This is a genomic window from Methylomonas sp. LL1 (genome assembly GCF_015711015.1).
Classification (GTDB): Bacteria; Pseudomonadota; Gammaproteobacteria; order Methylococcales; family Methylomonadaceae; genus Methylomonas.
Genome location: NZ_CP064653.1, coordinates 1,841,390 through 1,856,030, shown reverse-complemented (window position 1 = coordinate 1,856,030; position 14,641 = coordinate 1,841,390). Strand labels below are relative to the sequence as shown.

Sequence of the window (14,641 nt, the reverse complement as noted above, 5' to 3'; positions counted from 1 at the left end):
TCAAAACGGTTATTGACAAGGACTCAAATTCGGCAGTTTAAGTGGGAAGCCTACAGCGAAATCTATTCCGATAAGCCTATCCTTGGCTGATTATCGCGGGAATGGTTTTGCCGTTTTCGCGGACCGGTTAATGGCTTGAACTCGGCGTTTGCGCTGCCAGTGTAGCATGCCGGTGACAAACAATAGCGGGCAGGCCAGGCCGGAAATCAGTACCAGCAAACGGCCGGATAGGCCCAAGGCTTCGCCGCTGTGCAACGGATGCAACCAGGTCAATAGGGTGTCGCCGGCGGCAAATGTCGAAGGATCGTCGATTGCCAAGATGGCGCCCGAATATTGGTCGATCCAGACGTTGGTTTTGGGGAAGCGCCGGCTCGGCTCCCATGGCTGGCGGAAGTTGATGCGATAGCTGCCGTCCGCATCGCGCGGGGTTTCGATCCAGCAAGGCCGGGCATCGGGGTATCGTTGCCCGGCCACGGCTAGAGCCTGATCCAGGCTGATGCGGCCGCTTGCCCGCCGGGTCGTATCGGAATAAGGGTTGGGCGCTGCGCGCGGCGGCGATAAGGTGTTAATCAGCGGATTGACATAGTCCGGTATTTCCAGCGCGATTCCGGTCAGCGTCAACACCAGCAGCACGATCAGGCCATAAATGCCGGCCAGTTTATGCAAGTCGTAATTGAGGCGGGCAGGACTGCCGTGGGCTTTTAAGGTCAAGGCATTGATTAATTTATGCCGGGGCGGCCACCACAAATACACTCCGCTAGCCAGCGAAATCAGCAACAAACCGCCGACTACCGCCATCGCGATTTTGCCGGATTTTCCCAGCAGCAAGCTATAGTGCAGGTCATAGAGCCAGGTCATCGCGAATTCACCCCAGAAGCGGTTGGCCACGATGTCGCCACTGTAGGGATCGACCGAAACCAGTAGCGGCGCGAATCCCCGCGCGGCGGTTTCGGCCGGCCGATAGTAGCGCGCGGTGATGGCCTGGTTTGGAGCGTCGGGTATTTCCAGGCGCCAGCCGTGCGGCCGGTTAGGTTCCGCGCGGCGCAGGGCCTGAAATACCGCTTCGTAATCAAGGCGATGTGAGGTTGTTCGGTCGACGCTCAGCGCCGGGTTCAGCCAGGTATCCAGCTCGTTATAAAATACCAGCAGACTGCCGCTTAGGCCGGTGACGGCGATGATTGCTCCCAGTGTCAGGCCCAGGTACAAATGCATCGCAAGCCAAAACCGGCGGATCGCGGCTTTGCCGGCGGATGAACGCTGTCTCGGCATCGAACTCATAAGTTGAATTTGACGTTGACCGCACCGTAAAAGGCGCGGCCTTCCGCGGGGGAATACAACAACTGGGCGGCGGTGCCGTAGGTTTCGTCGAACCACAGATAATCACGTTGAGTATCGGCCAGGTTTTTAGCCTGGAACTGCAATTCGACTTCCTTGCTAACCTGATAGCCCAAGTCCAGGTTTAGCAAGGCGTATTCGCCGTGTTTACCGCGAGTATTGGATTGGTCGACAAAATAATTGCCTTGCCCGCTGGTCCACAACGACGAACGCAGAGCGGTGGTGATTTGATAATCGATACCGGCGGAAAACAGATAATTGGGCGTGTTGACGACTTGATTGCCCGCTACGTATTCGCTGGAATATTGAACATAGGGAGGGGCTTGTTTTACGACGGCCTCTTGCAAGGAATAGGCGGCCCAGATAGTGACCGGTTCGATCGGCGTAATTTTGGCTTCGATATCGACGCCTTGCCGCTTGGTGGAACCAATGGCCGTCGAGGCGCTGCTGGCCAGATTACGGCTCATTTCGTTAGTGGCATCTTGCACCCAATAAGCCACCCGGCCCTCGGCCCAGTCCACGGGATTGACTTTTAAGCCGACTTCCCAGCCTTCGTTGATAGACGGAGCTATGTTGGCGGCTTGCGGGTTTTTGAAGGTGGCGCTGCCGACGCCAATCTGAAAGGTTCGGCCCCAGTTGCCATAGAGGCTGTATCCTTCCAGCGGGGTAATCACCGCGCCGATTTTCGGTTGCGAAATGGTGCCGTAATCGTTGACCGGGTATTCTCCGATGCTGCCGGGCCGGTAGTTGGTTAGGTTGCCGTCCACTTGGTCGGCCCGATAGCCAGGGGTGATTTTCAGCCATTTGGTGGGTTTGATCACGGCTTGGACGTAGCCGCCATAAACCAGGAGGTTCCATTGCTCGTCATTCCTGATGTTTGCGCTGTTGGCGGGGGTGCGCGGTATTCCATTGTCGGTTCTATATTGGCGGTATTTGTTTTCTTGTTGCTGGAAGTCAAATCCCGATTCGATCGAGAAGTCTTCCAACCAGTCAATGGTAGGGTGGTAGGTCAGCGAGGTGATCGCGCCATATTGGACTTCGTCGCGATCGCGTTTGACTTGGGCGAAGACCGGTTCGAATTTGACCAGGCGCTGATCGTCGAACACATTGCCGTAAGCTTTGTTGGACCAAAACAATTCGTCGGTCAGATTGACATCCAGATGGGCGCTGACTTGGCCTATTGAGCGTTTACTGTAATCGGTGGCGTTGCGCGGCATCGATTGTTCGGGATCGGCCAATTGTTCCTGATAGGTCAAATAGCCCGGTTCCTCGGCGTTGCCGTCGCTCCAGCGGGCAATTAGGCCCACCTTGTATTTATTGTCTTCCGCCGTATAGAACCATTTGCCGGAAAAGCTATCCTTATCCGAATCCGAGTGGTCGCGGTAGCCGTCGCTGGCCCGGTAGGAAATTTGATAGTTCTGGCTGAAGCCGTCTTTTTCGTAACCGAGGCCGGTTTGTATGTCGTGGCTGTTGAAACTGCCGTAGCTGAGCCGGCCCTTGACATAATTGCCGCCGGCCGTGGTGTTGATATTGGCGTTACCGGCGATGTTGTGCAAGCCGTAACGGGGGTCGTTAGTGCCGCGCACGACTTCGATGGACTCGATATCCAACGGAAACAAGGCATCGATGAACGGCATGTTGCCGTCGTTGGTGTTGCTGGGGATGCCGTCGATCAACAGTTTTACCGCGTTGACCCGACCTTCGCCGTTGAAGGCGCGGAAGGATAGCTTACCCGTCGTCGTGCCTTGGCCGAACTGAGTGATTTGCACGCCGGGCATGCGGTGGAACAAGTCATAGGCGGTTAATACGTTTTGATCGGCAATTTTGTCGGCATACATCACATCCACTGAAGTGGCAATGTCGCGGCTGGTGAGCTTGCCGCCCTCGGGCTGATCGCTGACCGTAACCTCGCCCAACTCGAAAATCGAATTGTCGCCGCTGGATTGTGGTTTGGGCGGAGCTGATTTGATGGCTATCATGCCGTCACCGACGGCTTCGTATTGCAGGCCGCTTTTGCGTAGCAGATGTTGCAACGCCTCGGCCACCGTATAGCGTCCCCGCAAGCTGTCGGCCCGCAGGCCGTTGACAACCGAATCGGCGTAAATCAATTTAGTGCCGGCGCTTTTGCCAAGGCTGTCCAGCGTGTTTGCCAATGGCTGGGCCGGTAAATCGAAATCGAATTTAGCGGTATCCGCCGCGGACAATTCCAGCGATGCCCCCAATAGCAATGCGCAAAGCGCCAGGCGGCGGGTCTTGGTGTCGCGACGGCTAGTCTTGACGATAGCATTCATAATCATCTCCATGGTTTCCTGGTATTGGCGAGGCTTTGTCCTTGCCATGTCTTTAATAACGAAGACGGCTAGGGAAACTGGACAATTATTTTTGGTATTGGCTGATACAGCGGCCTGGAATGCCTGTCATGCCAGGTTTGTTAAAGTGACTTTTGAGAAAGTTTGATGTGTCAACACTTTTCCGGACACACAGCTAAGCAGCTTTAAGCTGCAATTCGTAGTCAACGGGCGACAGGTAGCCATTGGCGGAATGAAGTCGCTCGCGGTTATAAAACACTTCGATATATTCGAATACGGCCTGCCTGGCCTCGGATCGGGTTCGATAGGTCTGGTGATGTATCAACTCGGTTTTCAGGGTATGAAAGAAACTTTCCGAGACGGCATTATCCCAGCAGTTTCCCTTACGACTCATGCTTTGCCGGATGCCGTGTTGCGTTAATAAGGCTCGATGGCTGTCCGATGCATATTGGCTGCCGCGATCGGTATGCCATAGCAAGCCTTTCTCGGGCTTGCGCTTCCAAACCGCCATCAGTAGCGCATCGTTCACCAGTTTGGTCCGCATATGTTCGGCCATAGACCAGCCCACGACTTGCCGGGAATAGAGATCAATCACCACGGCCAGATACAGCCAGCCCTCCTGCGTATGGATATAGGTGGTGTCGCCGGCATAGACTTGATTGGGCTTTTCCACGGCAAATTGCCGATCCAGGTGATTGGACGCAACCGGTTGATGATGCTTCGAATTCGTCGTGGCTTTGAATTTGCGCTTGGTTTTACAGGCCAACCCCGCTTCTCGCATCAAACGACCGATACGGCGGCGGCTGACGGTTCGGTTCTGAGCGGATAAGGCGGCTTTGAGACGGCGCGTACCGTAGGTTGCCCGGCTTTTGCCAAAGGTGCTTTGGATCATCTCGGATAGGGCGGCATCGTCTTGTTCGCCCGCAGAGGGGCCTTGCTTCAGCCAGTCGTAGTAGGCGCTTCGGGATACCCTCATGAACCGGCACAGGGTATCTACCGCAAAGTCCTCTGCATGCTGCTTGATCCAGGCGTACTTCATCTTTGTTCCTTGGCGAAGTACGCCGCTGCCTTTTTTAGTAAATCGCGCTCCTCGGTCAATCGGGCCACTTCCTTCTTAAGGCGCTTGAGTTCATCGTACAGATGTTCATCGGTACGGACCGCTTTATTGCTGTCTTTGGGGCGACTGTATTTTCCTATCCAGGTATGCAAGGTATTGACGTTAATGCCAAGATCCTGGGCTACCTGGCTGATCGGTTTATCGGATTCATTCGCCAACTTGACGGCTGAGGCTCTGAATTCGGCTGTATAGGTATTGGGTTTTTCTTGGCTCATTTTGGATTCACGCTTTTTTAGATTATTTTAAAAAGTGTGTCCGGTTTAGTGTAGCCACATCAGTTTGTACCTATTGCCAATGTCAAATATGTGTCGTTCGCTGAGCGGACTTGTGCCGAAGTAGCTGAAGCGAACGGTTGATTTCGACTTCGCTCAGTCAACGGCAAATTGCTTGGATTGGGTGCTACATTTATTGCCATAAATCGCCTAAGGCCGCCGGCGGGACAAAATGACTTTTTTATGCTGGTGTTGCACACGAATCGGCAGAATTTTTTCCACGGCGTTGAGGAAGGGTTTCAAGTCGGCGGCATCGAAACTGCCGCTGAGGGTTTCATTTGCCAGGGATGAATCGGCAAATACGAAACTCAGATCATGCTGGCGCTCCAGTTCATTGGCTACTTCCGACAGCGGAGCGCGGTCGAACAGCAAGCGGCCGTTGAGCCAGGCGCCGGCTTGATCGGCATTGGCAACTTGAACGGCTTGTAACCGGCCGCTTTTATCGAAGCGGCGGCTGAAACCGGCCTTCAGGCTATCGCCCAGCCAGGCGCCGTCCCGTTTCAGCTCCACTTCGCCCTCCAATACCGAAACTTGGCTATCGTCGGACCGCATATGCACATCGAAGCGGGTGCCTATGTCTAGAATCCGCATGTTGCCGACTTGGACAGTAAAGCTTGGAAAGGTCCGATGGGCGACGTCGAACATCGCTTCTCCTTGCTGTAAAACCACTTGGCGGCGGCACCAGGAAACCTTTGCGCTCAAGCGCGTCGCGGCATTGAGCTGGATTTGGGAGCCGTCGGCCAATGTTAGGTTGCGCCGCTCGCCAATACCGGTGGCCAGTTCGATCGCTTCCACTCGGTAATCCAGCCACCAACCTGGCGCAATGGCGATACACAGTAATCCCGCGCCGGCACTGATAGTCGAGCGCCATTGGCGGGGTTGCGCGGCTCGGGCGGCTTTTAAGCCCGGAATATCATCGGTAACGAGTTGATCCAGGTTTCCCCATAAGTGTTCGGCCCGCGCATAAGCGGCGACATGCGATTCATGTTGGGACAACCATTGTTGAAAACGTTCGCGGGTGGTTTGTTCGCAGGCTTCGTCTTGTAGCGCGACGAACCAGGTTATGGCTTGTTCAAGCGCGCGCTGACTGAAACTCATGCGGGGACCGGCGCAGCCAAGCGACGGTGACAATGCAGCATCGCCTTGACCAGATGGCGTTGCACGGTTTTTTCGGAAATCCCCAATTTCATCGCAATGGCCGCATAACTCATTTCGTCGATTTTTCTTAACAGCAGAACATGGCGGCATTGGGCCGGCAAGGAAGCGATGGCATCCAGCAATAACTCGCATTGTTGGCGCAATATCAGCAAGGCTTCCGGCTGGATATTCGGGCAAACCAATTCTTCGTTCAGTTCATCGTGTTTACTGGTAACGCGTTGGTCATAACGGAGGAAATCGATTGCCAGACGTTCTGCGGTGCGGAATAAATAACCAGTCAAGTTGTCGGTGTGTTGCAGCGTGTCCTTGCGCAGCAGGCGCAGATAGGTTTCCTGGCTCAAATCCTGTGCCGCGTCCGGGCAGCGAACTTTCAGCATCAGGAAATTAACGATCTCATCTCGATGAGTAAGAAACAGCCGCGATACTTGCAGGCGATCGATGGAGGCAGATGACAAGGCCAAAACTCCTGAATCACAAGGTAAAGTCGTGTGACCAAGCAAACATTGGGCCGTAAATAAAAAGCAGACTTTAATCAGTTATTTATTGTGTTTGCGCGCAAGTGGCATGAAAAAACTATGTCATATCCCAATGGTTTAAGTGGAATAGCGCGGTATATGCCGCGTGACCGATAAGAGGGATTGGAGCTCGCGCTAACAAGGAGTAACAGTTGTTACTGCGGCCGGATTTATTTTTTTCCTTGTTCCAGTTGGGTTTGGCAAGGCAAGCAATATTGACAGGCGATTGCCTTTCTTCGCGCTTCGGGTATCGGTTCTCCGCATTCCTCGCAATGCGTCGCCGACTTGCCCGTATAGATCGCCTTGCGGGTTTCAGCCACGAACAATTCGGTCATTTTTTCCATGCGTTCGGCGATGGCATCGGCGCCGCCGGCCCAGGCTGTAGACATGATCTATATCTCCTGTAATGAGTGTATGCGGTGGATCAAACCACCATTTCCGCTTGCAGTAATTTTATCTGATCCCTGACCCGAGCCGCATCCTCGAATTCCAGGTTTTTGGCGTGCTGGTACATTTTCTCCTCCAACTGTTTCAACAGCTTGGCGGCTTGCTTCGGCTTCATGGCCTTGTATTCGACGGCAGGCTCGGCGACCTTGGCGCGGGCGCTGGAAATCGAACCGCCGGAACCCGGAATCGACAGTTCCAGAATGTCGGTGACCGATTTGAAGATAGTTTTAGGCGTGATGTTGTGGTCCTTATTGAAAATAATCTGCTTGTTTCGGCGGCGCTCGGTCTCGTCTATGGCCAGTTGCATCGAGCGGGTGATCTTGTCGCCGTAGAGTATCACCTTGCCGTTGGCGTTGCGGGCGGCGCGGCCTATGGTCTGGATCAACGAAGTCAGGGAGCGCAGGAAACCTTCCTTGTCGGCGTCCAGGATCGCCACCAGCGACACCTCGGGGATGTCCAGGCCTTCCCGCAGCAGGTTGATGCCGACCAGCACGTCGAACACGCCCAGCCGCAAGTCGCGGATGATTTCCACCCGTTCCACGGTTTCGATGTCCGAATGCAGGTAGCGCACCTTGATCCCATGTTCCATCAGGTAATCGGTCAAGTCTTCCGACATGCGCTTGGTCAACGTCGTCACCAGCACCCGCTCCTGAACTGCGATGCGTTTGTTGATTTCCGACAGCAGGTCGTCGACTTGAGTGGTGGCCGGCCTGACTTCGATCAGCGGATCGACCAAACCGGTCGGCCGCACCACCTGTTCCACCACCGCGCCGGAATGTTCTTTTTCGTAAGTGCTCGGCGTGGCCGAAACATAGATGCGCTGGCCGCAGATTTGTTCGAACTCTTCGAAGCGTAGCGGCCGGTTGTCCAGCGCCGACGGCAGCCGAAAACCATACTCGACCAAGGTTTCCTTGCGCGACCGGTCGCCCTTGTACATCGCGCCGATCTGAGGCACGGTGACATGGCTTTCGTCGATGATCACCAGCGCGTCTTTCGGCAGATAATCGAACATGGTCGGTGGAGACTCGCCGTCGGCGCGATTGGACAGGTGGCGGGAATAGTTTTCGATGCCGGAGCAATAGCCGACTTCCATGATCATTTCGATGTCGAACAGCGTGCGTTGCTCCAACCGCTGGGCTTCCACCAGCTTGTGGTTGTCACGCAAGTGCTCCAGGCGCTCGGCCAGTTCGAGCTTGATTTTCTCCACCGCGACCAGCAATTGATCGCGCGGCGTGACGTAATGGCTTTTCGGATAAATCGTAAACCGGGCGAGCCTTTGCGTGACTTCGCCGGTCAAGGGGTCGAACATCGACAGCCGTTCGATTTCGTCGTCGAACAACTCGATGCGCAAGGCTTGTTCTTCCGATTCGGCCGGGAACACGTCGATGACTTCGCCGCGCACCCGGTAAGTTGCCCTGCGCAGTTCGGTGTCGTTGCGGGTGTATTGCATCTCGGCTAAGCGGCGCAGGATGTCGCGCTGCTTGACCATGTCGCCGCGCACCAAGTGCAGCACCATCTGGAAATAGGATTCCGGCTCGCCCAAACCATAAATCGCCGACACGGTGGCGACGACGATAGTATCGCGGCGCTCCAATAAAGCCTTGGTAGCGGACAGCCGCATTTGCTCGATATGTTGGTTTAGCGAGGCATCCTTGTCGATGAAGGTATCGGAAGCAGGGATATACGCCTCCGGTTGGTAGTAGTCGTAGTAGGAGACGAAATACTCGACGCTGTTCTCCGGAAAGAATTCCTTCATCTCGCCATACAGCTGCGCCGCCAGCGTTTTGTTGGGGGCCATGATCATCGCCGGGCGCTGGGTTTGCTGGATCACATTGGCGACGGTAAAGGTCTTGCCGGAGCCGGTCACGCCGAGCAAGGTTTGATGCAACTCGCCGTCATTGATGCCGTCCACCAGTTGTTTGATGGCGGTCGGTTGGTCGCCGGCCGGTTGATAGCGGCTCTGGATTTTGAAGGGTTTTTGCATGGCGTGGGACGGTGTCGGGGCGGATTGCCGGCTGGGTATTATGCCAGTAATCGCCGATTGACTGATTTCCATGCGCCGTTTGTCTGACATGGTTTTATCTCTCCGGAAAATGAACAAACAATTTGTACAAATGTCTGAAATAGCGTTATATTCGCAAACAGGTTTTTGCAACATAGAACCGGGCCCGCCATGCAGATAACCAGTTCTTCACTTAGTCACTCAGCCTTTATCCTGCGCTATCAGGATCAGGCCAAAGCTGTGTCCGAGATTTCGCCAACGACCAATGCGTCCGGCCAAAATCAAACCGACAAGACCGATGCTCAGCAGCAACAGCGGGAAATCCAAGCCTTAAAAGATCGCGACCGCGAAGTGCGTAGCCACGAACAGGCGCATCTGAGCGCGGCCGGCGGTATTGCCGTTAGTGGCGCGAATTTTCAATTTGTTACCGGCCCTGATGGACAACGCTACGCTACCGGCGGAGAAGTCGGTATCGATATCTCGGCTGTTCCCGGCGATCCTGAAGCCACAATGCGTAAAGCGGAAACCATTCGCAGAGCGGCGATGGCGCCCGCACAACCTTCCGCTCAGGATTTCAGCGTGGCCAGCAAGGCGGCGGCAATGGCCAATAAGGCCGGCATCGAATTGTTGCGCGGGCAGCAGGAAGCCAATCGAAGCGGTTTCCAGTTGGATGTCAGGGCGTGAGTTAGATAAACTCGACTCCAAAACCGACGCCTGGTTCGATCCGTACCACTTTAGTGGACCTGATCGGGGCGTCTTCGAATTCCGTGGTTTGTACCTCCAGAACATCTCCTACTTTCGGCATGTCGTCGTTTTTATAGATCAAAAAAAGCCCGCTTTCCGAAAAATCCCGCATGTCGGCAAAAAATAGTCCGGATGGGATGGGCAGCACGACCCGTATCTTGGCGCGATGCTTGAGTCGCGGGTGCCGGCGTTGATCACTTTCGTTCACATCATTCACTAGAGTTAAGATTAAATTAAGACGGCAACCATAAGCTATGAATGCCTTGATTTTACGATTGTAGAACGCCATCCTTAAACCTGGAAATGGCGGCATGCTAATAACTTAGCATTGTATAGTATGAAAAAACCAGCCGTGTCAAACCGGTCCCGGTTTTGCTATGCATTTGGCATGGTCTTTTCGATTCAATCGCATCATGCATCGCGATAAATTATGAATTGATGGATAATGGCAGCCTTAATAAACCCAGATAAATTATTTCGGCACGACGCGCACGACTCCGTTCTTCGCGGTTGAAGCGCCGAAATCAAGATAATCGGCCACGGCTAGACCCCGTGGTTTTGTATCTTTACCCGCGGCCTCATATAGCAAACTCATCTTACTTGAATGGCAAGACGACCCAGACCCCGAACTCGATCCAGTTCATCCTCCGTCCGACGCAGAAAAACGAAGTCAAATTCTTCGTGGCTGATAAAAGCGCTGATTCCGCTGCTGTTGCTGGCCGGATTCCTGTTGTCTTCCTATGTCGGCTACCTAGATTATACCGTTCGCGAACAGTTCGAGGGCAAACGCTGGTCTATCCCGGCGCGCGTGTATGCCAGTCCGGTAGAGCTTTATGCCGGTCTGGAATATAGCAGCAAAAGTTTTGAGGATTTGCTGCTGCAATTACATTACCGGCAGGATAACCAATTGGCGGGCGAGGGCTCGTACTTGATTAAGGGCGGCCAAGCCAGCGTCAGAACCCGTGCCTTTAATTTTGGCGATAAGTTGCAGGAAAGCCGCAAGATCAATATCCGCTTCGTCGGTGGCGCCGTTGCCAGTATTACCGATGTTGGTAACGGTGCGGAGCTGGCGATTGTGCGGATGGATCCCATTCAGATCGGCAGTTTCTATCCGACTCGCAAGGAAGACCGGATTCTGATCAAACTGGACGAAGCGCCTCAAACCTTGCTGCAAGGCTTATTTTCCACCGAAGATCGAGATTTTTACCACCATTTCGGCGTCTCGCCCAAAGGCATTCTGAGGGCGATGTGGGCCAATGTGAAGGCCGGCGGCATGGTTCAGGGCGGGAGTACCATCACCCAGCAGCTGGTAAAAAACTTTTTCCTGACTTCCGAGCGCAGCCTGACGCGCAAAGTCAACGAGGCCTTGATGTCCTTGATTTTGGAATATCGCTATAGCAAGGATGAAATTCTCGAGGCCTATCTGAACGAGATTTTTCTGGGCCAGGACGGCGGCAATGCCGTGCATGGTTTCGGCCTGGCCAGCGAGTTTTATTTTGGTCAGTCGCTGAAAACCTTGAATTTATCGCAGGTATCGACACTGGTAGCATTAGTACGCGGCCCGTCTTATTACGACCCGCGCCGCAATCAGGAACGGGCGATGGAACGGCGCAATCTGGTATTGGATTCGATGTTGGAGCAAGGTTATATCGATGCCCAACAGGCGAGCGAAGCCAAGAAACAGCCGTTGGCCGTAGCCTCGGTGACGCATCGTTCCGCCAACCGCTATCCCGGTTTTATCGACTTGGTCAAGCGTCAGTTGAAGCAGGAATACAAGGAGGAAGATCTGACCTCCGAAGGTTTGCGCATTGTCACGACGCTGGATACACGGGTGCAGGAAGCGCTGGAGCAGTCGATTGCCGCGAAATTGAAACAACTGGAAAAAAGTCCCAAGAGCAATGATCTGCAAAGCGCGGCCATCGTTACCCGACGCGATAGCGGTGAAATCGTCGCCTTGGCCGGCGCGCGCGAGGCCAGCGACATCGGCTTTAACCGTGCATTGGATGCGGTGAGGCCGATAGGGTCATTGATCAAGCCCGTGGTCTATCTGACGGCCTTGGAATATCCGGATCGTTACACGATTACCACCCCGGTCAGCGATAGCCGGTTGGAAATTCCGGCCGAAAGAGGCAAAACCTGGTCGCCGGACAACTATGATAATCGCGAACATGGCGTCGTCCCGTTGCATACGGCCTTGACCAATTCCTACAACATGGCCACGGTCAGGATAGGCATGGACGTGGGTTTGAGCCGGATCGCCAATAACCTGAAAAACATGGGCGTCAGTAGGCCGGTGGACTTGTATCCATCCTTGCTGTTGGGCGCTTCGCCCTTATCGCCGCTGGAAGTGACCCAAATTTACCAAACCCTGGCCGGTGACGGTTTCGCCACTCCGTTGCGTTCGATCCGGGCTGTCAACGCGGCGGATGGCAAGGCTCTGCAGAGTTATCCGTTTACCGTGCGTCAGGCGGTTGACCCTGCGGCCACTTTTATCACCAATACCATCTTGCAAGAGGTGATGCGCGTCGGTACCGGCCGCTCGGCCTACAATTACCTGCCCGGCGAGATGAATCTGGTCGGCAAAACCGGCACCACCAACGAGTTACGCGATAGCTGGTTTGCCGGCTTTAGTGGCGATTATCTGTCGGTGGTTTGGGTGGGGCGTGACGACAATAAGCCCACGGGTTTGACCGGGGGTAGCGGCGCGTTGCAAATCTGGTCCGAGCTGATGCGTCAAATCAGCCATCAGCCGGTCACGCTGGTGCCGCCGGATAATGTGGAAATGAAATGGATAGATGCGGCCACGGGTTGGTTAACCGGCGAAGGCTGCGGCGGTGCCCGGTTGTTTCCCTTTGCCGATGGTTCGGGTCCCAGCGAATATTCGGAGTGCGGCTCGGCAACGGATGCCGCCGGTTCCTGGCTTAATCACTTGAATCCTTTTTGAATATGATGAAAAAAATCCTAAGTACATTGATTTTCCTGGCCGGCATGCACGGCGCCATGGTCTCGGCCGAAGAAACGCCGATCAATCAGTTGAAGGCGTTTCTAAAGGCTAGCGCATCGTTATCGGCCGACTTCAAACAAGTCAGCTACAACAAGGCCGGGCAGGCCGCCCAAAGTAGTTTTGGACAGTTTTATCTGAGCCGGCCCGGTAAATTCCGCTGGAATTACCAAAAACCGTTTGCCCAGGAAATCGTGTCCAATTCCGGAAAAGTTTGGTTCTACGATGCCGATCTGGAGCAGGTCACCGTCAAGCAATTGGATGATTCGCTGGGCTCTACCCCGGCGTTGTTGCTGACCGGACAAGTCGATATCGATGAAAAATTTATCCTGGAAGAGCAGGGCAGTGACGAAGATTTAAACTGGATCAAGCTGTCGCCAAGGAACGAAGAGAGCGGTTTTAAATATATCCTGATCGGTTTGAATCACGGCCAGCTGGGCGGCATGGAACTGAGCGATAATTTTGGCCAATTGACCCGGATTTATTTTTCCAACATCAAGCTCAATCCGGCCTTGAACGATGCCATGTTCAATTTCCAGCCGCCTAAAAATGTCGATGTGTTTGAAAATTGATCAGGGTCATGCAATGCCGAAGATGCGGAAAACTCCCTACCCAAGTCGGTCTTTTCTCCAAGCCGATCGGCTAACAAACGATTCCGGCCATAAGCATTGATGGTTGGTTTTTTCTTGGTTGATATCGAGTAATGGCATTATGGACACTCAATGGACAGAGCGTAGAAAAGGTTATCGTTACTCCGGGGTGGTCTTTTCCGAGGACGGTAGCCGCTTGAAAGCCTCCGGTGTGGAATACCGGGAAATACCGTTCACGACACTGGCAAACAAACGCTTTAATATCTGGCTGGCCATTGCCCTGCTATTCACGTTTCCCGGCATACCGTTGTTGGCGTATTTCGGTTTAAACGAATACTTTCTCTGGATTGGGCTGGGTTTTGCGGGCCTTATCTATTGGACGCATGGGCGCATTCATGTTTGTCCCCAATGTGGCGGCAAATCGCGTTCGCTCAATACTCCACACATGGGGGCGCCCGTGCTTTATCTTTGCCGGCGCTGCCGGACTTTCTTCGAACACGGTGAAATCGATGGCGGCTGGCCGTGGAAGTGATTCCAAGCCAGGTTGTTGGCCGCCACTTCTAACTTATGCCACCCGGTGGTTTTCGTCAGTCCGATAAAACTTGATCGCGATAACCCCTTTATAACGTCTGACCAAACGGTGCAATGGCTTTATCGATCATCGCCTTGAATACCTGTTCAAGCCCTTTTTTGGCGATAAAGTAAGAAGCACCAGTCAATGAGGTTCCGGTTAGGGCCAGTGCGGCCGCGGGGCCGGCAATTTGCTTGATATAAATCATGGAGATTGCTTGCTCGACCGCAACCAGGGTGGCGTTCAGGATGGCTTTCTTGCCTTGGGCGTCTAGTTGCACATCCAGTACTCGACTATCAGTGGCGATGGCCATCATGAGCGAACCCTTCTCGGCCTCAATGCTGAGGTTACCCAAGATCGGCAGCTTTGATGCGAGCCACTCTCCGGTCGAGACTTGGCCATCGCCGTTGGCATCTCGCGGGTCCATCAGCGGGATATAGCCCACGAAATGGGTATCTCGAAGCCCAACCAGCGCCGCTGGTTTTTTCCATAAGGGGTGATTAACGATAATCCACTCTTCAAATGCCATTGTTATTTCCCTGTGTTGATTGGTATGACTACATTATCGATCTCAATCGAC

Annotated in this window: 12 protein-coding genes and 1 pseudogene; 4 read left to right on the top strand and 9 right to left on the bottom strand. The window is 54.0% G+C overall.

The window, feature by feature from the left end; all coding sequences use genetic code 11:
- Nucleotides 1-90 precede the first annotated feature (90 nt).
- From IVG45_RS08655 to uvrB, 7 genes and pseudogenes are all read right to left on the bottom strand, one after another.
- Nucleotides 91-1,278, bottom strand: a complete 1,188-nt coding sequence (locus IVG45_RS08655) for a PepSY-associated TM helix domain-containing protein (RefSeq protein ID WP_230874811.1) — start codon at nt 1,276-1,278, stop codon at nt 91-93.
- Nucleotides 1,275-3,626 carry a TonB-dependent receptor domain-containing protein gene (locus tag IVG45_RS08650; protein WP_196437426.1) on the bottom strand — a complete coding sequence of 784 codons (2,352 nt, stop codon included), beginning with the start codon at nt 3,624-3,626 and terminating at the stop codon, nt 1,275-1,277. The genes IVG45_RS08655 and IVG45_RS08650 overlap by 4 nt, the downstream gene beginning before the upstream one ends.
- Nucleotides 3,627-3,819: 193 nt before the next feature.
- A pseudogene (locus IVG45_RS08645) lies at nt 3,820-4,976 on the bottom strand (IS3 family transposase).
- Nucleotides 4,977-5,183: 207 nt separating this feature from the next.
- The gene (locus tag IVG45_RS08635) at nt 5,184-6,131 is read right to left on the bottom strand and encodes a FecR family protein (protein WP_196437425.1); all 948 of its coding nucleotides are present in this window, start codon (nt 6,129-6,131) and stop codon (nt 5,184-5,186) included.
- Complete coding sequence (locus tag IVG45_RS08630; protein WP_230874810.1) at nt 6,128-6,646, bottom strand: RNA polymerase sigma factor; 519 nt, start codon at nt 6,644-6,646, stop codon at nt 6,128-6,130. Before IVG45_RS08630 ends, IVG45_RS08635 begins: the two co-directional genes overlap by 4 nt.
- 230 nt (nt 6,647-6,876) lie before the next feature.
- Nucleotides 6,877-7,095: a TraR/DksA C4-type zinc finger protein gene (locus tag IVG45_RS08625; RefSeq protein ID WP_196437423.1), complete on the bottom strand. Its 219-nt coding sequence runs from the start codon at nt 7,093-7,095 to the stop codon at nt 6,877-6,879.
- A 35-nt stretch (nt 7,096-7,130) separates the two neighbouring features.
- On the bottom strand, nt 7,131-9,137 hold the full coding sequence (gene uvrB, locus IVG45_RS08620; RefSeq protein WP_196437963.1) for an excinuclease ABC subunit UvrB: 2,007 nt from the start codon (nt 9,135-9,137) through the stop codon (nt 7,131-7,133).
- 189 nt (nt 9,138-9,326) lie between these two features.
- Between uvrB and IVG45_RS08615 the strand changes: the two genes are divergently transcribed.
- A complete protein-coding gene (locus IVG45_RS08615; protein WP_196437422.1) occupies nt 9,327-9,839 on the top strand; it encodes a putative metalloprotease CJM1_0395 family protein in 513 nt (170 codons plus the stop codon).
- 1 nt (nt 9,840) lies between these two features.
- Here the strand turns inward: IVG45_RS08615 and IVG45_RS08610 are convergent, their stop codons facing one another.
- Nucleotides 9,841-10,107, bottom strand: a complete 267-nt coding sequence (locus IVG45_RS08610) for a PilZ domain-containing protein (protein ID WP_230874809.1) — start codon at nt 10,105-10,107, stop codon at nt 9,841-9,843.
- A 396-nt stretch (nt 10,108-10,503) separates the two neighbouring features.
- Here IVG45_RS08610 and mrcB point away from each other — a divergent pair, with 396 nt between their 5' ends.
- The 3 genes from mrcB to IVG45_RS08595 all read left to right on the top strand — a co-directional run bounded on the left by mrcB (nt 10,504) and on the right by IVG45_RS08595 (nt 14,022).
- Nucleotides 10,504-12,843, top strand: a complete 2,340-nt coding sequence (mrcB, locus tag IVG45_RS08605; RefSeq protein WP_196437420.1) for a penicillin-binding protein 1B — start codon at nt 10,504-10,506, stop codon at nt 12,841-12,843.
- Nucleotides 12,844-12,845: 2 nt separating this feature from the next.
- Nucleotides 12,846-13,472, top strand: coding sequence for an outer membrane lipoprotein chaperone LolA (gene lolA / locus IVG45_RS08600; RefSeq protein WP_196437419.1), 627 nt, complete (start codon nt 12,846-12,848; stop codon nt 13,470-13,472).
- A gap of 139 nt (nt 13,473-13,611) precedes the next feature.
- Nucleotides 13,612-14,022 carry a hypothetical protein gene (locus tag IVG45_RS08595; protein ID WP_196437418.1) on the top strand — a complete coding sequence of 137 codons (411 nt, stop codon included), beginning with the start codon at nt 13,612-13,614 and terminating at the stop codon, nt 14,020-14,022.
- An 88-nt stretch (nt 14,023-14,110) separates the two neighbouring features.
- Here the strand turns inward: IVG45_RS08595 and IVG45_RS08590 are convergent, their stop codons facing one another.
- Nucleotides 14,111-14,590: a hypothetical protein gene (locus IVG45_RS08590; RefSeq protein WP_196437417.1), complete on the bottom strand. Its 480-nt coding sequence runs from the start codon at nt 14,588-14,590 to the stop codon at nt 14,111-14,113.
- Nucleotides 14,591-14,641 lie beyond the last annotated feature (51 nt).

Coding starts and splice junctions, on each gene's coding strand:
- mrcB (WP_196437420.1), top strand. CDS start 10,504: ATGGCAAGACGACCCAGACCCCGAACTCGATCCAGTTCATCCTCCGTC.
- IVG45_RS08635 (WP_196437425.1), bottom strand. CDS start 6,131: ATGAGTTTCAGTCAGCGCGCGCTTGAACAAGCCATAACCTGGTTCGTC.
- IVG45_RS08650 (WP_196437426.1), bottom strand. CDS start 3,626: ATGAATGCTATCGTCAAGACTAGCCGTCGCGACACCAAGACCCGCCGC.
- IVG45_RS08615 (WP_196437422.1), top strand. CDS start 9,327: ATGCAGATAACCAGTTCTTCACTTAGTCACTCAGCCTTTATCCTGCGC.
- IVG45_RS08625 (WP_196437423.1), bottom strand. CDS start 7,095: ATGTCTACAGCCTGGGCCGGCGGCGCCGATGCCATCGCCGAACGCATG.
- lolA (WP_196437419.1), top strand. CDS start 12,846: ATGATGAAAAAAATCCTAAGTACATTGATTTTCCTGGCCGGCATGCAC.
- uvrB (WP_196437963.1), bottom strand. CDS start 9,137: ATGCAAAAACCCTTCAAAATCCAGAGCCGCTATCAACCGGCCGGCGAC.
- IVG45_RS08590 (WP_196437417.1), bottom strand. CDS start 14,590: ATGGCATTTGAAGAGTGGATTATCGTTAATCACCCCTTATGGAAAAAA.
- IVG45_RS08655 (WP_230874811.1), bottom strand. CDS start 1,278: ATGAGTTCGATGCCGAGACAGCGTTCATCCGCCGGCAAAGCCGCGATC.
- IVG45_RS08595 (WP_196437418.1), top strand. CDS start 13,612: ATGGACACTCAATGGACAGAGCGTAGAAAAGGTTATCGTTACTCCGGG.